Below are 18,072 nucleotides of genomic sequence, written 5' to 3' on the forward strand. Positions count from 1 at the left end.
ACCCGTAACGGCGACCGCCGTAGACTCCCGCAGAGGTCAGGTCGCAGTCTCCTGCGTTACCGGAAAGGGCTGTCTCGAACCTCGTGTTCTCCCCACGCTCCCGCATCCTGGCACCTGTGGCCGCGCTGGCAGCCGGTGCGGCGCTCGGATCCCTCACCCGCCTTCTTGAAGCGAATACCTCCTCGGCGGGCCGTGGCGTGTATCTCGTCCTGAACGAGGCATGGCCCTGGTCGGCCCTGGCCTTCTGCGTTGGCCTTGCCTGTGCGTCGAGGGTCACGTCCACCGTCCTGGCTGGTGTGTCCCTGGCAGCGGCTGTCACTGCCTATTACGCGGTGGATGCGCACACTACCTGGGGCGGGGTGCTGTCGGCGTCGCTTGCATGGGGTGTAGTCGCATTGGTAGTCGGGCCCATCGGGGGGCTTGCGGGGAATCTGGCGCGTATGCGTGGACTCCGCGGTCTCCCCTTCCGACTGGTGATCCCGCTGCTGGCTGTCGTGGAGACGTCAGGGCGGCTTCAAGCCGAGGTCGCAGACCAAGGGCCAGTCGGTGAGACGGCATGGACCATCACCCGTCTTGCAGCGGTGGCTGCCTGTCTCGCCTTGGCTGCACACGCAGTGCTGATCAACCGGCGGCACCGGGGTGAAAGGTAGAGCCTCGCGGCCTACCCCGTACGGCGCTACGAACAAGAACACTGCCGTCGGCCGGGTGGTACAGGCGCCCAGGCGTCTGCGCCGGGTCAGGGGGGGATGCCGTGGCGCAGGTGCTGACAGACGGCTCGGCAGATGACAGATCCGCTGCCCTGCACGCGCCTCACTGTTGCCGTCGGCGAAACGCTGGCTGGCTTCGCTGCGTGACGCTCTCCAACCAGCCGAGGGTTTCCCGCGCGTTGAAGCCGGGCCTCCCGTTAGGAGGCCCGGCTTCGCGCTGCGGTGCTTTGTTCTGACGTCAGCGGTGCGTCACGGCCGGCGGCTGGCGGGGCGGCGTCTGTGACCCGGTGTCTCGTTCGGCGCAGCATTCAGGTGGTGGGTGAGAGCAGCCCTCGCTTTGGGACGCCGCAGTGCCTTTGGGTCAGGTCCCGGGATCCGGTCGTTTCCTCGCGGCGGTCATGGAGTGACGTGGACCGTCGTCGGAAGGCGTATGCGCAGAAGGGAAGGATCGGCTCGATCACGAGGCCGAGGAGTCGGTCGAACTCGGTCCGTTCGTCCTCCGTCATGAGCTGGACGGCGTTGCCGAGTTTCTTCTGGGTGAGCTGTTCCATGAACGGGGCGAGGAATCGCTGGAAGGCTTCCGGCGATTCGTCCTTCGTGTGCTTGTACTCCGTGTATCGGCCGAGCTGCGCGCTCAGCTCTTCGAATTCGCCGCGGGTGGCCCGAAGGGCGAAGGCCTGTTCCTCCTTGCTGAACGGGCGTCCGTCCCGGTGGCTCCAGGCGCGGGTGTCACGTCGCCGTTTGAAGTCTGTGTCGCTCAGGAGGGCGACGATGTCGGGGCGGGGTCGGATGTCGGTCTCGGGCATGCAGGTGCTCCTGATGGGAGTTGGGTGGGTGGGTGGATGTATCAATGGTCCGGAGGATCGATCGTTTGCCCAAATGCCGATCGGCGGCTACATTCCGCCCGTTTCGGCCGGTCAGTGTCGACGGCTGGAGTCGTTCACTGCGCCGACGGCCGGTTGTGCGGTGGGCACCGGGGATGCGGTGCGCCAACTGCCGTGGGTGGATGGGCCGTGGGGGCTTTCGGGCAGGGCGGAAAGGCGGGCGCTGCGGCACAGACGCCGGACGAGGATGCCGCTGGCCAGCTCTGGCTTGGCGGACCGGGCGTTCCGGAGCCAGGCGTACTTCTTGGCTGCCGCGTGCGGTGTCGTGAGATCGGTTGGGGAGTGGGTTGGCAGATGGTGCTCGGGGCATGACGTGCAGGTGCCTTCACGGTGGGGTGTTTGCCGGACACAGGCTGGCGGCGGGCGCGACAGGCTCTCGACCGCGATGGGGACGGCGCTAAGCGTGGCGTGGAGTTTCTGGACACCAAATCCTCCGGAAGATCACCGGTTTCGGTAACCGGGGATCGTCGGCTACCTTCCGCCTGCGCTTGTCCTGTCAGCGCCGACGAGCGGTGCCGTTCGCTGCCCGGCTCGCGGGTTGTGCGGCGGGCGATGGGCACGGGGGGCGGTGCTCGTCTGGGGAGGGTGTGTCCTGGGAGTTTTCCGGGGCCGTGGGCAGGTGGGCGCTGCGGCGCAGGCGCCAGACGAGGACGTCGCTGATGGAGGCGGCGGTATCGAGTTCTCGCCGTCGCGTGGCCTCGGTGAGCAGGGTGGCCGGGTTGTGGCCGGCGTCATGGGCGTCGGCGAGTGTGGCGGCCAGGGCGGGCCAGCCGGGTTCGGCCAGGATCTGTTCGGCGAGGTCGGGGACTGCGTGGCGCAGCACGGCCACCTGCCGGTGTAGCAGGAGCTGGGGCATGCGGTGGCCCCGCTACCGGAGCACGTCCATGGGGTGGGCTGCGGCGGCCTGGTAGGCGGCGCGGAGGTGTTCGGCGGTCTGGCGGGCGGCCTTCGCCTGCTGGGTGTGGTGCCTCTTGGCATGCCAGTTCGCCGCGGCGATGGCGAGGAAGAAGGCCATGTCGATGAGCATGGAGGTGGTGGCGTCGTCCTCGCCACGGCCGAGGGCGGGCCCACTGTGGACGAGGTCGCGGGCGGTCCGGCGCAGGGCGCGGTCGTGCCCAAGTACGGCCTTGATGTGGGAGCGAGGAGTGGCGTCCCGACGCTGGCTCTACAGTCGAACTACCGCGCAGCCCAGGTTGCGTCGACGGATTCGGCACCACAAGCTCGTCCCGGACAACCAGATGACCCTCAGTCTCGCTCTATCGCATGCACCAGATCGCGCCACTTCGGTCGCTTCCGCGTTGCGCCTGCAACTCGGGGTGCGAGAGGATGTTCGACGTACTGTGGGCTCTGGGCAACTCAGGACGGCAACGGTGATTGAGTAGTCCCAGCGCTCGGACAACACACTTACGGGGTGGGTGGATGAAGTTCGACATGGGGTCGACGACCCTGTCGCAGCTCGGGAAGAGCACTGTCGGTTCCAGCGACGACCTGGGCACGCTGATCAGGCTTCTTATCCAGGCTGCTGAGCCGTTGGAAGGGAAGTTCAACGGGGCGGGCAAGGCCGCGTTCGACACGTTCAAGGCGCATGCCGACGAGATCACAGCAGACCTGAACGGCTCGCTGGGCGCGATCCTGGGTGGCCAGTCCGGTATGGACACCGCGTTCGGCAGTGGTGACGTGGAGTTGGGTGACAACGCGCACCAGAACATGGGGATGGCCTACTTCGACGCGGCCCGTTTCGGCGCGCGATAACCGGCCTCGAAGAGCAAGCTACTGCTGCCGTCACCGCTTTCAAGGGGGACTCGATCATGGCTCAGAATCACGACCGCCGCTCGTACGACACCGGCGCCTCCGCCGACGTGCAGACCAGCCTGTCTGGGATCATCGGTCAGCTGGAGCGCGTGCTGACCGACCGCGACCGTGCGGTCAAGGCGGCGATGGCCGACTTCCAGGCCGACGGCGTCTCGGACCAGTACCACGGCAAGGAGGTCCGGTGGCACAAGGCCGCGGCCGAGGTGCGCGAGATCATCCGTCTGGTCCGCAACACGCTGGAGCAGAACGACGGCACCGCTCAGGCCACCCTCGCCAAGGCGAAGGCAGCGGTCGACAACATCGGCTGACCGGCGGTCGGCTGTGTCCCTCTCTGCGGCTCCCGTCGGCCTTTCGGTCGAACTGGCCGTGCATCCCAGCACCTGGGGACAGTACGGCTTCGCGAGGCGGTCACACCCTCAGACCCACGGGACAACGCCCCGCGTTCTCTGCCGCGGTGCGAGACCTGAACGTACTGCTTGGCATGCCTCCCGAGCCTGGCGAACGAACGTATTTCGGAGCGTCCATCGTTGACGGGGCCGCCGGTCCGGACCCGGACGAGAACGGCCACGGCCTCCGACCTGACCAGTCGGCTCCGACCACAGGCACTTGGCGCGAGGATTCAGTAGCCTGCGCGACCATGGCTGACATATTTGAGCTGATGCTTGCGCTGGACTTGCGTGACGAGTTGTCGGCTGGGGACCTTGCAGAGCTGCGATGGCATCTCGGAACAGGCGCCCAGCCGGACACATTCCGTATCGTCACCGAATTTCCGGTCGTGGTAGAGGACGAGCACGGAGAGTTCGTCATCGAGGATCATCCTGAGCCGCTTCTTGGCCAGCACGGTGGTGGCTACAAGGTTGGGGGCGCATTTGTCTCCATGCTGCTGCATCGGCAGGACACGGGGCAGGAGGGCTGGGCGCTGACCAGCCGACAGGAAATCCATCCGGACGATTTCGAGCGCACCGGTGAACTCCTCAGCTGGCTCGCGGCCAAGGCCACTGAGCGGCACCGAGGCTCCGGCGGTGACGTCCATCTGGGATGGATTCGGTTCCACGAAGAGCCCCAGCCCGTACCGTTGGTAGTGCGTGACGGCGCAGTCGTCTGGCCGTCATAGATCCGCATCCGCGCCGTACGCTGGTGTGATGGGGGTGGCGATAGAGGTACTGATCGTGGACTGGTCGCGCGTGGAGGCAGTAGCGCCCGGTGGTCGGGAAGACCTGCTGAGCGATGCGGCGTTCGGTGAGGCGTACAGCGACGACCTCTTCGAGCATGGCTGGTCATGGTCTACGCAGCCGGGTGAGGACTGGTTCGGCAGGTATGCCTTTCGGAACACGTTCGGCTCGTACAAGCCACATTTCTGGGCCGGCTTTCGCTGGGAGTACATGCGCGACTTCGTCGAGCCCGAGGGGCGCGAGGTGCTGGACCGGTTCAACGACGCGCTGTTCTGGCACGGCCTGGAGGACACGACCGGGGTCGGTTCGGTGCTCCCGGAGCGCCCGTGCACCTGGGAGGCGGACCTGTTGCTGTGGTGTCCGCCCGACCATGTGTCACTGATCGCCGCGTGGTGGCGACAGGCGGGACGCCGACTCGGAGAGCTGCGCGAGCCGTTCATCCAGCACGCGGCGGAGTCCGGGGGATGGATCAAGACGTTCGAATCGTTCGCCGACTTTCTCACCGACTGGGGCGAGGTGGTCACGGAGGCGGCGCGTCGTGACTGGGGCGTCGTCGGACTGCGCTGCTGAGACCGTCGGCCCACCTCACACCCCCGTTGCGTCTGCAATCCGCAAGACGAGAAGATGTTCACCGAGCTCCCGCCTGTCCAGCGAACCGGATTTGAGTGATGTCAGCCCAGGATTACGACAGTCAGCTTCTTGAGTCCGTGGCGGTGCGGCGTCGGCGGTTGCGTGATGCCGTGTTGTTCGGGGCGCAGCGGCAGCGGCGGACCGTGGACGAGCGGCTCGGGAAGGCGTTCGCGGGAGTGGTGATCGCCGCCGTCGTGTGTGCCGGGTGTGTGGGGTGGTCCTTCGTCGCGCACCGTGTGATCGGGAAGGCTCAGTATGGGACCCCTGCGCCCGTGTCCACGCCCTCCGGGCAACCCCCCGTTTCACCGCAGTCCGCGAATTCGGCCCGATGATAGGTTCGACCGCGTGATTTCCCGGGGGACTGTGAGCCGTACGGCACTGAGCCGAGTGACATTGGTCGGTGAACGGCGTCGGGTGGATCTGGTGCTGCCGGCCCGGGAGCCGGTCGGACTGCTGTTGCCCGAGGTGCTGCGGTTGCTCGACGACCGGGTGGCCGAGCAACCGCAGGCCCGGCACTTGGTGACTGCCGACGGAAGTGCTCTGGAGCTGGATGCCACGCTGGAGTCCGCGGGAGTGCCCGACGGTGCCGTACTCCGTCTGGTCCGAGTCGAGGACGCGCCGTCCGCTCCGGTGGTCCATGACGTGAGTGACGAAGCGGCCGGCGATCTGGATGTGCGGGCCTGGCGGTGGGACGCGCGGGCGCGGCGGATCACGGCCTCGGGCGCCGGTGTGGTCTGGGCGTCGGCCGTCGGATTCATGGCGCGCCAGGGGTTCGAGGCCAAGGCCGCCGGGTGGGCGCTCCTCGTGACCGCGGCGGTGGCTGCGGCGGCTGGTGCGCTGCTGGGGCGGGCCGGACACAAGGGGCTTGCCGCCGCTCTGGTCGTGGTGAGTGCCGTTGTGGGTGTGCAGGGCGTCTGGTCGGTTGCCGACGCACAGAGTTGGCCGGGAGCCGTGCGGTTGGCCGCCGTACTCTCGGTCCTGGTGGTGGCGTTGTTGCTGCTCGGCTGGTTCTCTCCGTGCGGGCGGGGTGCGCTGGTCGGGGCAGGAGCACTGACTGGGGCCGGGGCGTGCTGGGAGGTCGCGCTCGCGTTTCAGTCCGGCGGAGTCGGTACGACCGGTTCGGCGCGTGCCGGGGCGGTGCTCGCCGTGGTGTCCGTCGTCGCGCTGGGTGTGCTGCCCCGCTGGGCGCTGGCGGCGTCGGGTCTGTCCGGGCTGGACGACCGGCGTTCCGCGGGCGTGTCCGTCAGTCGCTACCAGGTGGCCACCGCGTTGGCCGCCACGCATTGGGGGCTGGTGCTGGCGACGGTCGTCATCGCGGTCTGCGGTGCCGTCGCCGGAGTGCTGGCGGTGCGTACCGTGACGGTGTGGACGGTGCTGCTGGCTGTCGCCGTGGCGTTCGTTCTCGCGCTGCGGGCGCGCGCCTACCCGCTGGTGGCGGAGGTGGTCGTACTGCTCGCGGCATCCATGGTGGTGGCGCTGCGGCTGGCCTGGCTGTGGCGGGAGCACTCGGGAGCCGCGGCACCGCTCGCCGTTCTCGGCGTGCTGGTCGTGCTGTCCCTGAGTGTGCTGGCCGTGCAGCCCGCCGAGCATGTCCGGGTACGGTTGCGCAAGGCTGGCGACGTGCTGGAGTCGGTCGGTGTGGTCGCTCTGTTCCCGCTGGTCCTCGGGGTGTTCGGGGTGTACGGGCGGCTGCTGGGCACCTTTGCGTGAGGTGGCGGTGATGACGACTTCCGGCCGTTGGCAGGACGACGTGCTGCGCGAGCTGAATGCGGGCCCTGCCGGGGCGGCGAGCGAGCAGCGGTCATCGGAAGGCGCGCGGCCTTCCCTGCCCGTGCGCCACCCGGACGAGCAGCGCCCCAACCCGGGTCGGCCGTCCCACGGGCAGCACACCGCGGGTCCGGTCTCGCGCGAGGACGAGGAGCGGTCCGCCCCGCATACCCCCACTCAAGCGCCCTCGCGCCCCGCGACCGAGGTTCCGCCGACGCCGCCAGCCCAGGCCCACCCCGGTACCGGCTCTCCTGCTTCCGGCGTCGAGGCAGCCCCGCAGACCCCAGCGACGCCACCGAACGCCTCCCCCGCCGTACAGCCGCCCCGTCAGGCCCGGCTGCCCATGGCGACGCCCGAGCCGGTACCGACGCTGGACCCGCGCCTGGCCATAGCGCTCGGTTCGCCCCAGCACGGCGACTCGCTGGCCCGGCGTTCGAGCCGGTCACTGCGCAAGCTGACCTCGTCAGCCGCTCGGGAGGTCGCCGAGGAGAGCCGACTGGGCAGCATGGTGCAGCAGCCGGTGACCACGGGCCGGGTGATCGCGGTGACGTCGATCCGCGGTGGCGTCGGCAAGACCACGACCGCCGCGCTCCTGTCGCGGACGTTCAGCCATTACCGGCACGACCCGGTACTCGCCCTCGAAGCGGACGCCGCCCTGGGCACGCTCCCGGTGCGGATGGGAGCGCAGTCCGTACGCTGGTCGTGCGCCGAGCTCGCCCGGATCCTCACCCCGTCGATGCAACTGACCGACATCACCGGGTACTTGGTCCCGGTGGCGGACGGCGGCTGGCTGCTGCCCGCGAGTCAGGGGCGGGTGGGTGCCCCGTTGGACGTTCGCGCGTATCGCACCGTCACGCTCGCTCTGCGCCGCTACTTCGCCGTCACGGTCGTGGACTGCGAGACGCTGCCCGGCGAGGTGGCCCGTACGGCGATGGACACCGCGCACGCGCGGGTGGTCGTCGCCCCGCTCACCGCCGAAGGCGTGGGCGGTACCCGGATCGTCCTGGACTGGCTCGGTCAGCTGCCGCATGCCGCGCTCGCCTCCACCGTCGTGGCCCTCACCTCGAACACGCCCGACGCGAACCTCGACCTGAAGGCCGCCACGGCCCATCTGCGGGAAACCGGAGTCACTCTCGTGCATCTGCCCTACGACCGGCACCTGGCCGGTGGCGGACCGATCATGACCGACCGGCTCGGCGAGGCCACCCGCCGCGCGGCCACCCAGCTCGCCGCCGAGGCACTGCAGAAGGCGGTGCGGGTGCGTTGACGCAGCACCAGGTCCACCGTCCGGCCCGCTCGACGCGCCCCCTGCTCCCGCCGGCGGCCCGCACGATCGAGCCCCCTCCGAACCTGCCCGAAGGCAAGACCGGAAGCCCGGCGACCGCTCTGCTGCCGATGGCCGGTGTCATGAGCTCGGTCGTGATGATGACGATCATCCGCTCCAGCCAGTTCGCGGGCCTGGGTGCCGTCGTACTGGTCTTCGCGCTGCTCGGCGCCGTCGCCCTGTTCCTGTCGCAGCGCGGCAAGGCCCAGCGGCAGCGGCGCGTCCAGCGGGAGCGGTACCTGGAGTACCTGGAGGAACTGCGCGCCGAATTGGGCGCGGACGAGCGCGAGCGCCGCCGCGTGGCCCGGATTCTTCACCCGGCGCCCACGGCCCTGTACGACGTCCTGCGCGACCCCGCCCGGCTGTGGGAGCGGCGCCGCAGGGACACGGACTTCCTTCACGTGCGGGTCGGTGTCGGTGACGTCCCTGTGCAGGAGCTGACCATCGGCCAGCAGGCGGCCGGAGGCGTGCTCACCCCGCCCGACCCGTTCATGCTGAACGAGGCGCGTGCCCTCCAGGCCCGCTTCAGTACGGTGTCGGACCATCCGCTGACCGTGCCACTGGACCGCGTCGGCAACGTCAGCATCGTCGGCGACCGCGCGGGACTGCTGCGCGTCGCGCGGTCCCTGCTCGTTCAGGCGGCCGTGACCCACGCACCGGACGACGTGACCATCGCGCTCGCCGCGCCCGGGGACCGTATCGAGGAGTGGGAGTGGGCGAAATGGCTCCCCCATGTCCTCGACCCGCACAGCCATGCCGGCGCCCTCGCCGTGCGCCGTATCGCCCCCGGCATGGCCCAGCTGGCTCAGGTGATGGGCACGGATCTGGGGCGGCGCGCCTCGTACGCGGCCGAGGTGCGCCGTGGGCTGTCCGACAAGAAGGCGCTCGCGCTGACCGACCGGCTGCTCGTGCTCAGCGACGCGTACGGGGAGAACGCCGTCGACCTCCCGCGTCCGGACTCCGCCGTCGCCCTGGACGACATGGGCGTCACGGTGCTGCACCTGCTCGCCGAGCAGGTCCACGAACCCGATCACGTCTCCGTACGGATCACCGTCGACGGCGACGAGGTCACGGTGGAGGATCTGCGCGGAGAGCAGGTCGTACGGACGGACGGGGTCCTCGACCGCACCGGGCTGCCCGAGGCCGAGGGCCTTGCCCGAGCTCTCGCGCCGCTACGGCTGTCCGCCGAGTCCGCCGCCGAGGGCACCCCCGTCTCCGGGCCCGTCGACTTCCCGCAGCTGCTCGGCATCGACGACATGGCCGCCCTCGACCCGGCCCGGCAGTGGGCGCCGCGCGGCGAGCGGGACTTCCTGCGGGTGCCGATCGGCCTGGACGACCGGCACCAGCCGGTGCTGCTCGATCTGAAGGAGTCCTCCGAACTCGGCATGGGCCCACACGGACTGTGCGTCGGCGCGACCGGATCCGGCAAGAGTGAACTGCTGCGCACCCTCGTACTGGCTCTGGTGACGACGCACGCGCCGGGCGATCTAGCGATGGTTCTCGTGGACTACAAAGGCGGCGCCACGTTCGCGCCGTTCGCTGATCTGCCGCACGTGGCGGGCGTCATCACGAACCTGGAGAACCAGGCCGGCCTCGTCGAGCGCGTGCACACCTCCCTCGCCGGCGAGATCAAGCGGCGCCAGCAGGTCCTCAAGGACGCGGGCAACGTCGCTGACATCGGGCACTACCGCGCACTGCGTGCGGGGACTCGGCCCGGCCTCGAACCGCTGCCGCATCTCTTCGTCGTCATCGACGAGTTCGGTGAACTCCTCACCGCCAAACCGGACTTCATCGACCTGTTCCTGTCTATCGGGCGTATCGGCCGCTCCATCGGCGTCCATCTGCTGCTGTCCAGCCAGCGCATCGAGGGCGGCAAGCTCAGGGGCCTGGAGACGTATCTGTCGTACCGGCTCGGCCTGCGCACCTTCTCGGCGGACGAGTCGCGCACGGTCCTGGAAACCACCGACGCCTTCAACCTGCCGCCCCTGCCCGGCTTCGGCTACCTGAAGGTCGACACCTCCACCTACACCCGCTTCAAGGCCGGCTTCGTCTCCGGCGCGTACCGCGGCCCTGTCGTGCACGAGAGCACCGCCGACGCCGAACCGCTCGCCTGGAGGTACCCCGCGTTCAACGCCCCGGCACAGACGCCCACGACGGGGGAGGACACCCCGGCGTCGCGTGAGCGCGAGACCGGGCCGACAGTCCTGGGCGTCGCGGTCGACCGGCTCACCGACGCCGCCGAACCGGTACGCCGGATCTGGCTGCCACCACTGCCCGAAGCCCTCACCCTCGACACGGCCGCGGGTCCCGTCCAGGCATCCGCCGACGGCCTTCGGCTTGCCCGCCCCGGCGGCCCGTTGCGGGTACCGCTGGGTGTGCTCGACGATCCGGCCCGGCAGTGGCAGGGCCCGTGGGTGCACGACCTGAACATGGCGGGCGGGCACACCGCCGTCATCGGCGGCCCCGCCTCCGGCAAGACGACCCTGCTGCGCACCCTGGCCCTCTCCCTCGCCCTCACCCACACCCCGCACGACGTCGCCCTCTACGGCCTCGACCTGGCCGGCGGCGGACTGAGCACCCTCTCGGACCTGCCGCACGTCGGCGGCATCGCGACCCGCGCCGACCACGAACGCGCCGCCCGCACCGTCGCCGAAGTACGCGCCATGCTCACCGAACGCGAGGAGATCTTCCGCGCGCGCGGCATCGACTCCGTCGACCAGCTCCGGGCCCTGCGCGCACGGGGCGAGCTGCCTCGCCTCGGTTCCACCGACATCGTCCTGCTCATCGACGGATTCGGCGCCCTGCGCGACGAGTTCGCCCACCTCGACGACGATGTCGCCGACCTCCTCAAACGGGGCAGCGGCTACGGCATCCACGTCGTGGCGGGCATGCTCCGCTGGAACGACATCCGCATCGCCACCCAGTCCCTGTTCGGCAGCCGCATCGAACTGCGCCTCAACGACCCGGCCGACTCCTGCATCGACCGCAAGCTCTCCGAGACCCTCTCGGCGGACACACCCGGCCGAGCCCTGACGGACGGCAAGCTGTTCGCCCAGGCGGCACTCCCTCGCATCGATGCCCACGCCACGACGGACGGCCTCGGCCCGGCCCTGGAGCAGGCGGCGGCCACGCTGCGCGCCACCTGGCACGGTGAGACCGCCGCGCCCGTGCGAGTGCTGCCGACCAGGCTGCCCGCGCAGCGCCTGCCCTCCACGGCGGCGGAGCCGCGCGCGGTCCCGATCGGCGTCGACCAGGAGACCCTCTCCCCGACCGTCCTGGACCTGTTCGGCGCCGACCAGCACCTGCTGGTCCTCGGTGACAACGAATGCGGCAAGACGAACCTTCTCAAGCTCGTCTCCCGCTCCCTCATCGACCGCTACGACAAGGACGAGCTGGTCTTCGGCGTGTTCGACCCACGGCGTGGCCTGCGGGGAGTGATCCCGGAGCCGTACCGCGGAGGCTACGCGCACAACGCCGCGCTCTCCCAGGCTCTCGCCACCGGCATCGCCACCGAACTGGCAAAACGCCTGCCGGAGGCCCCCGACCCCGACGCCCTCACCGACGAACCGTCCTTCACCGGCCCACGCATCGTCATCGTCGTCGACGACTACGACATCCTCACCGCGGCCGGACAGCAGCCCCTCGAACCGTTCCTCCCGTACATCTCCTCGGCTCGCGACATCGGCCTGCACTTCGTCGTCACCCGCCGAGTCGCCGGGAGCTCGCGCGCCCTGTACGAACCATTCCTGACAGCACTGCGCGAAACCGGAACCACGGCCCTCGTCATGACCGGCGACCGCACCGAAGGACAGCTCTTCCCCAGCCTGTACGCCTCCCCCCAGCCGCCCGGCCGCGGCACCCTGGTCCGCCGCAGCCGTCGCCACCAGCTGATCCAGACCGCCCTCGCTCCCGAGACGGAGCCAACGGAGGCCCTGAAATGACCAATTGATGGGTTCGCCGTGCCTTTGGCCAGAAGCGTGTGGCTGCTGGAACAACCGATCTGATAGGGATAAATGTCCTGTTGTCAGTGGCGCGTGCAATGCTGAGCAGCGCTGATGGAACGCATCGGCAGTAGATACACGGGGGTTGACGTGACGGGGTGGGACATCAGTCCCAGCGGGGTGGAGTCCATTCTGTCGTTGGTGGGCCTTGCGGCCGACGACCTGAGCAAGGACATCAAGGGCTACGGGACGAGCGTCCAGGACGCGGCGGAGTCCGCGGGCACGATCAGCGGCCCGTACTGCGGTGGCCCGCCGGTGGGGCCGGTGGGTGCCGCGGTCGCGAACTTCGTGTCCGACACCGAGGACTCGATCAAGTTCATGGCGGCCCGTATCAAGAAGACGATGGACGGGACGGTCAAGGCGACCGGCGCCTACATCGACGGCGACCTGGCGATGGCCGCCCGGACCCAGCGTGAGGCGGCCAAGGCGCCCACCCCTGCCGAGCTTCGGGCCGTGGGCGAGCAGACGAAGCACCACGGGGGCGGGGCGTAGTGGACATGATCGAGCCCGGGGGAATACTCCAGTACACCGGCGACTTCAGCGCGTTGTCCAAAGCAGTCACCGAGCTGCGTAAACGCGCGATCGGCATACGTGACGCCGGCAAGGACGTTCATTCCCGCTTCCAGGCGACGGCCGCGTTCTACAAGGCGCCGGAGGCAGACCAGCTCTTCTCCTCCACCCAGCCGGTGATGGACACGGCGGACGAGTTCGCCGGCCACATCGAGTCCCTCGGCGACGCCCTGGACACCTTCGTCGGCGAAGCGAAGCCGTATGCGGACCGCTTGAAGCATCTGAAGGAGAAGGCGATCGCCTTCGTCGACAGCGTCGAAGGTGACGACGGCTGGACGAAGGACCAGCACAAGGTCGACGCGCACAACGCCCTGATGGACGGCGTGGCGGAAGCCGTCGTGGGCTTTAAGAAGGCGGAGCACGACGCGGCGGTCAAGATCGGCGCCATCAGCCCGGCACTGTGCCGCCCCGTCGGCGACGAGGGCACGTACAGCGTCAGCGTCAAAACGCTCGAGTCCATGCCCAACCTGCCGTGGGGCACTCCCGTTGACCGCAGCTACGACCGCTGGAGCCTGGACTGGTGGGGCCACGGCATCAAGAGCTGGGCGTGGGACGGCCTCGTCAAGGACAGCCTCTGGGGTGGCTTCGTCGGCCTGGGCATCTTCGAAGACAACATCTTGGGCATCAACGGCTCAGACGCACAGCACCAGACCTGGGACGGCCTCAAACGCACCGTCGTCGGCACCTACGCCTACGGCATGGACGCGGTCGGCGAGGGCGACCATCTGTCGGACTGGCAGCGCGGCAGCGAGGAGAACGCCAAGGAGTTCGGTAAGCAGTTCATCGCCTACGACGAGTGGCACAAGGACCCGGCCCGTGCTCACGCCGTCACCAGCTTCAACCTCCTCACCGTGTTGGGGGGCGCCGGCGGGGCGCTCGCCAAGCTGGGCAAGGCCGGCAGATTTGCGGAAGCGGCCAGCACGGTGGCCAAGGTCGGAGGTGCCCTGGACCCGATCTCCGGCGCCGCGAGGGCGGCGAGAGCCCTGTCCGATCTGCCGAAGGTCTCCGAGGTACTGACCAACGTCAGTGAACACCTGCGACTGCCGAAGACAAGGTTCCCCGACGGCGCCCTGGACGACCTCAGCAACCGCTACAGGGTCGACAAGGACGGGAACTTCATCGCCCTCAAACCCGACGGCACACCCGACACCAGCCCGGTCAGGAACGAGCCTCCTGCGGCTGACCGAACCGGCAGCTCTCCGTCCGGCGATCGTGAGCTGGTTGGTGCGGGTGCACGGACAAACGGCGCCAGCGCCCATGACTCTGCAGCACACGCCGCCGGAGCCGATGTTCGCACCCCCGAGCTTGCCGGAGCCCACGTCGGGGGCACTCCGCCTGTCGCAGCCGAAGACGCCGCAGGCGGCGCCGCATCTCATCAGCCCAATGGCGGCACGGGCGGCTCCGAACATGGTCTTTCCATGGAGCACGAGGCTTCTGAACCGCCCCGGTTCGCTCACGGACCCGGGGGCTCGCCAACCGCCAGCCACAGCACCGCCAATGACGCAGCATCCCATGGCGGTTCAGGCTCCGGAAGCCATACCCACCAGCCTCCCACCAGGTCCAGCTCTCGTTCCGGTACCGGCGGGCACAACTCTGGCGACACTGGCAGCAGTCACCACGGTGGTTCCGGTTCGAGCCAAGCGCAGGGAGCTGGGAACACAGCTAACCCTCCGGTCGGAGACGGGTACGTCCAGCAGGCACCCCATCGGGTTCCTGGAACCCACTCCACTGTGGATCCGAAGGCTGTCGACAACCGCATTGCGGAACTCGACGACCGCCAGGGCGGGGAGGGGCACGCTCCAGGGCGTCACCTCCACCCGTCCGACGATGCCCTCAGAGATCGCCTTGGTACCGTGGCACGCGACGATCAAGGACAGCTAAAAATCTACGGACCGGCCTCCAACTATCATGGGCTCCTGAAGTCTGAGAACAACATAGATCCACTGACGGGTACAAGTGTGGACGGTGTCCACGGTCGTGTTCACAAAGTCGGTCCGTTCGCCACACGCTTCGACAACGCGGAGGACATGGTTGTCGCTGACCGTTACTTCCGGGATGAGATCGCACGCACCGGGGCCCCGCCTCCACCGACACCGATCGAGCGAATCCTCGGTTCTGACGGGTATAAACGCTTCACCGGCTTCTACCGCGACCCCGCCGAACCCGACGAGTTTCTGCCCTTGGACTTCCAGGGTGGAACTATCCGACCTGTCTATAAATTCGAGGATGGCGGGTGGAAATTGACCACGATGTATGCCGATCCGGAAGTCGGCCGCTACCCGTAGAGGAAATCAGAGCGTGAACAAGCAGTTGGAGACATTCATTCAAACTTACCTAAATTTGGAGCAAGCCTACGACACAAGCGGATACCTGCGTCCCACCCTAATGGCTTTCGATGAGTCCTACGTTCAGCAGGTGCGGGAAGGGCTTTCCCAGGTGCTCGCAGAAAGAAGCTTGTCCGTCGAGGACTATGAGCGCCTGAGCGACATCGAGTTCCCCGAAAATGAATCCCTCTACGATTATCTTCAGTCCATGTACGCCTATCTTTTCGAGGACCGACCTGCCCAGCCGGCTCCGCCCGAGTGACACTCGGGGACAAGTTGGGGCCCACATGCCTCCCGAGGCCAGACTCTCAGTTCAGCTCACGAGGCAAGGAGAGTGAGGACGGCCTCTCGAACCGAGACCGTCCTCCGTGTAAAGGTGACAGCAACTACGTAGCGAATAACCCAGGTAACTGGGCGGTCGCCATTACGGACATTGAATGCATCGAGAACGGAACTTTGTGGCGCAGGGAAAGTTCCTGTCGAACGAGGCGCCGACTACCTATGGGCAGCTGAGATCGGGGAGGCTGCCGGTCACGAGCCGCGAACCCCTGCGGGCCACATTGGCCATAATGGTATCCGGATCACTTCTTAAAGCCTTATCGGTGGCGGCAGTGCAGGACCTTTCCCAGAGGATGAGGGTTCACCGCCTGCCGTCGGGGTAAATCACCTTCCAAACTCTGGATCCATCCATCCGTCCGGTCGGTACTTATTTTTCGATGCCGCCCCATTCTGCAGGAAGGCAATAAATGCCCCAGGACGTCATCGCCCTCACCTCGCAGATGCCGGACATCAAGTCGTTGCTGGCCGCATTGCACGCCGGCGGCCCTGACCTTCGCGTGAACCGGGCAGGCGGAGGGGCCGTCGCCCAGTTGTGCACGGATGACGGAAAGACCCTGGTCTCCGTGGAAGCCCCGCGCTACCTCCAGGTGCCGGGTGAGACGGCGCGGCTGCTGGGACCTGGTGTCCAGGCAGAGGAGCCGGTGTGGTGGACCGAGGTGCGGGCGTCCACGGCCATCGCAGAAGCCAGGCTTCTCGCTGGCTCGGTCGCGGGACGGCTGACAACGCTGCTCGGTGGCACCACATGGCCGCCTGAAGCCGCCCGCACCGACGTCGTGACGGTCCCGGCCACAGGCGGGGCGACGGTCCCGTCCGCTGACATGGACGTACTGACCGATGCGGATGTGCTGACCGACAAGAGCGTCATCGTCATCTACGACCGGCCGGTAGTCGCTGCCACGACATGGCTGACCGAGGCGGTGCGAACGGTGGCACAGGGCCGACGGGAGCTGTATCTTGTCACGTCCCCCAATACCCGGCTGAGCCTGCCCACCCGCACCGTGCTGGAGCGCATGCCCGCACGCTGGGTCGTGCGCCACCCCGAGAACGGCTACTACGACGGCCTCTCCGGAGCCGTACTGCGCTGGCACGACGGACGTTTCACCCCGGCTGCCGACAACGGTCCCCGGATCGCGGACGCCTTCCAACCCTCGCTTGGCAAGAGCGGTGAACGGCAGTTGCTGCTGTCCATCCGCACTATCCATCCCGCCCACGAGCACCTCGTACTCGGTGGCGCTCTGGAGGACGCGTGGCAGATCCTCACCGGACTGCCGCCGGCCGGATGGGCCACCGCCGAGCCCGTCAACGTCCCTTGGTCGCCAAGGCAACTGACCGACCTGGCCCGCAACCGCGCACGCCAGTCCCAGCCCACCTGGGCTGTCGCCGTAGGCACCGCCGACCGTCCTGCAATCGCCGCCTTCCGTATCGCGCACACGCGAGAGGGCGTAGAGGAGCAGATCACCCTGGCTCTCGGCTATGCCGCCGACGAGAGAGCACCGATCGAGCTGCTGCCCAAGCTCGCCGAGTCCCTCGCGGCCAGGCATGACCTCGCCACCATGATCAGTGAACTCCGTGCGGCGCGCGCGGACCTGACCACGCCGGCCCACTACGAACCACCGCCGATCCCGGTCTCTCTCGCTCTCGGCCCGGACGCCGTGGCCGACCTCGGCCTCAGCCATGCCCGCAACGCCCTGCCGGACAACACCCCCACCCAACTCGGCCCAGCCGCTCGCCCCGGCCTGCACTACCCGCTCGGCGACGGCACCGACCCCGTCGCCTGGCAACGCCTGCGGCACATCAACGAACACCTGAAACGCGGAAGCGGGGCAGCTACCCGACCGTCCTGACAGCCGCCGCCTCATCGGCCCCAGCGGCGGCTCACCTCCGCTGCGTGGCGATATGAGCTGCGAGCCACGAGGGCATGACGGCGCGCGCGACCGAACTGAAGGTTCCGGTCAGGACCCCAGAACAAAAAGGCCGTTGGGTCACCTACGGCAACGTCGGTCGCCCCAGACACGCCTGTGGAGCGTGATCCGGTCGCCGGCGCCCCGGGCGCCAGGGCACGACCGGGCGTCGTCGCGGTCGCGCAGGCGCCATCCGCCTGTTGCGAGCACTCGTGCTGTGGCTGCGTCGCCCCGGCCAGGTGCGGAGACATCGGGCCGTGGCAACGTCGTGCTTCCTTCAAACCGGGCCGTCACCAGGTCCGGGTGGCGACGGCTACCCGTTCCCCGTTCAAGAGCATGCTGTGGCTCCTGTCGGGCTCCATCTCGGTGTTCCTCTGCGGAGTGCGCTGTTGGCCGGCGCCATGAGCGCCGACTTGAATTCGCGTACGCGCAGTAGTGAGACGCCCGTTCACGATGAGCCGGCCACCTCCGACAAGCGGGACTCCAGGTTCTGGCCAGTGGCCAGGCCCCTCGCCCACCGTGGAATCTCTGATCGGCCACGGCGGCGCAGTACTGCCGGTGCTGGGTGGTCTACGGCGCGTTGGCTTCAACTCCGTGTCTCCGATGACCGCAGGCATGGCTGAAGTCGTCCGGCGCGGTCG

The 18,072-nt window shown here is 68.4% G+C and carries 14 protein-coding genes and 1 pseudogene; 12 read left to right on the forward strand and 3 right to left on the reverse strand.

Translation table 11 applies throughout. The features are described from left to right. Positions 1-83: 83 nt before the first annotated feature. Entirely contained in the window at positions 84-650 is a 567-nt protein-coding gene (locus tag BIV25_RS52810; RefSeq protein ID WP_079176692.1) for a DUF6518 family protein, read from the forward strand. 365 nt (positions 651-1,015) lie between these two features. Here BIV25_RS52810 and BIV25_RS16975 read toward each other — a convergent pair whose 3' ends face one another. Further along, positions 1,016-1,513, reverse strand: coding sequence for a hypothetical protein (locus BIV25_RS16975; protein WP_256255867.1), 498 nt, complete (start codon positions 1,511-1,513; stop codon positions 1,016-1,018). Positions 1,514-2,087: 574 nt separating this feature from the next. Further along, positions 2,088-2,732, reverse strand: a pseudogene (locus BIV25_RS16980) (mobilization protein); the annotation flags it as partial. 278 nt (positions 2,733-3,010) lie between these two features. Here BIV25_RS16980 and BIV25_RS16985 point away from each other — a divergent pair. After that, a complete protein-coding gene (locus BIV25_RS16985) occupies positions 3,011-3,343 on the forward strand; it encodes a hypothetical protein (protein ID WP_071373190.1) in 333 nt (110 codons plus the stop codon). A gap of 56 nt (positions 3,344-3,399) precedes the next feature. Then, a complete protein-coding gene (locus BIV25_RS16990) occupies positions 3,400-3,711 on the forward strand; it encodes a pore-forming ESAT-6 family protein (RefSeq protein WP_071373191.1) in 312 nt (103 codons plus the stop codon). Positions 3,712-4,022: 311 nt separating this feature from the next. Here BIV25_RS16990 and BIV25_RS51060 read toward each other — a convergent pair whose 3' ends face one another. Next, positions 4,023-4,436, reverse strand: a complete 414-nt coding sequence (locus tag BIV25_RS51060) for a hypothetical protein (protein ID WP_177235310.1) — start codon at positions 4,434-4,436, stop codon at positions 4,023-4,025. A 109-nt stretch (positions 4,437-4,545) separates the two neighbouring features. Between BIV25_RS51060 and BIV25_RS17000 the strand changes: the two genes are divergently transcribed. From BIV25_RS17000 to BIV25_RS17040, 9 genes are all read left to right on the forward strand, one after another. Continuing rightward, positions 4,546-5,145 carry a hypothetical protein gene (locus BIV25_RS17000; RefSeq protein ID WP_071373193.1) on the forward strand — a complete coding sequence of 200 codons (600 nt, stop codon included), beginning with the start codon at positions 4,546-4,548 and terminating at the stop codon, positions 5,143-5,145. A gap of 98 nt (positions 5,146-5,243) precedes the next feature. Then, positions 5,244-5,537, forward strand: a complete 294-nt coding sequence (locus tag BIV25_RS52815; protein WP_071373194.1) for a hypothetical protein — start codon at positions 5,244-5,246, stop codon at positions 5,535-5,537. 13 nt (positions 5,538-5,550) lie between these two features. Further along, positions 5,551-6,915, forward strand: a complete 1,365-nt coding sequence (gene eccD, locus BIV25_RS17010) for a type VII secretion integral membrane protein EccD (protein WP_079176693.1) — start codon at positions 5,551-5,553, stop codon at positions 6,913-6,915. A gap of 10 nt (positions 6,916-6,925) precedes the next feature. Next, complete coding sequence (locus tag BIV25_RS17015; protein WP_177235311.1) at positions 6,926-8,239, forward strand: MinD/ParA family protein; 1,314 nt, start codon at positions 6,926-6,928, stop codon at positions 8,237-8,239. Beyond that, positions 8,236-12,237 (forward strand): type VII secretion protein EccCa, encoded by a 4,002-nt coding sequence (eccCa, locus tag BIV25_RS17020; protein ID WP_071373196.1) that lies wholly within the window; start codon positions 8,236-8,238, stop codon positions 12,235-12,237. The genes BIV25_RS17015 and eccCa overlap by 4 nt, the downstream gene beginning before the upstream one ends. Positions 12,238-12,351: 114 nt before the next feature. Next, positions 12,352-12,789, forward strand: a complete 438-nt coding sequence (locus BIV25_RS17025) for a DUF6507 family protein (RefSeq protein ID WP_107486162.1) — start codon at positions 12,352-12,354, stop codon at positions 12,787-12,789. Continuing rightward, positions 12,789-15,152 (forward strand): hypothetical protein, encoded by a 2,364-nt coding sequence (locus BIV25_RS17030; RefSeq protein ID WP_071373197.1) that lies wholly within the window; start codon positions 12,789-12,791, stop codon positions 15,150-15,152. The genes BIV25_RS17025 and BIV25_RS17030 overlap by 1 nt, the downstream gene beginning before the upstream one ends. A 13-nt stretch (positions 15,153-15,165) precedes the next feature. Next, positions 15,166-15,453 (forward strand): hypothetical protein, encoded by a 288-nt coding sequence (locus BIV25_RS17035; protein WP_071373198.1) that lies wholly within the window; start codon positions 15,166-15,168, stop codon positions 15,451-15,453. A 484-nt stretch (positions 15,454-15,937) separates the two neighbouring features. After that, a complete protein-coding gene (locus BIV25_RS17040; RefSeq protein ID WP_071373199.1) occupies positions 15,938-17,374 on the forward strand; it encodes a DUF6177 family protein in 1,437 nt (478 codons plus the stop codon). Positions 17,375-18,072 lie beyond the last annotated feature (698 nt).

The sequence above is a fragment of the Streptomyces sp. MUSC 14 genome, from assembly GCF_001866675.1.
Lineage (GTDB): Bacteria > Actinomycetota > Actinomycetes > Streptomycetales > Streptomycetaceae > Streptomyces.

Excerpts from the sequence above, each read along its gene's own strand:
- BIV25_RS51060 (WP_177235310.1), bottom strand. The coding sequence starts at position 4,436 with ATGGACGTCACCGCCGGAGCCTCGGTGCCGCTCAGTGGCCTTGGCCGC.
- BIV25_RS17000 (WP_071373193.1), top strand. The coding sequence starts at position 4,546 with ATGGGGGTGGCGATAGAGGTACTGATCGTGGACTGGTCGCGCGTGGAG.
- BIV25_RS16975 (WP_256255867.1), bottom strand. The coding sequence starts at position 1,513 with ATGCCCGAGACCGACATCCGACCCCGCCCCGACATCGTCGCCCTCCTG.
- BIV25_RS17025 (WP_107486162.1), top strand. The coding sequence starts at position 12,352 with ATGGAACGCATCGGCAGTAGATACACGGGGGTTGACGTGACGGGGTGG.
- BIV25_RS17040 (WP_071373199.1), top strand. The coding sequence starts at position 15,938 with ATGCCCCAGGACGTCATCGCCCTCACCTCGCAGATGCCGGACATCAAG.
- BIV25_RS16985 (WP_071373190.1), top strand. The coding sequence starts at position 3,011 with ATGAAGTTCGACATGGGGTCGACGACCCTGTCGCAGCTCGGGAAGAGC.
- BIV25_RS16990 (WP_071373191.1), top strand. The coding sequence starts at position 3,400 with ATGGCTCAGAATCACGACCGCCGCTCGTACGACACCGGCGCCTCCGCC.
- BIV25_RS17015 (WP_177235311.1), top strand. The coding sequence starts at position 6,926 with ATGACGACTTCCGGCCGTTGGCAGGACGACGTGCTGCGCGAGCTGAAT.
- BIV25_RS52815 (WP_071373194.1), top strand. The coding sequence starts at position 5,244 with ATGTCAGCCCAGGATTACGACAGTCAGCTTCTTGAGTCCGTGGCGGTG.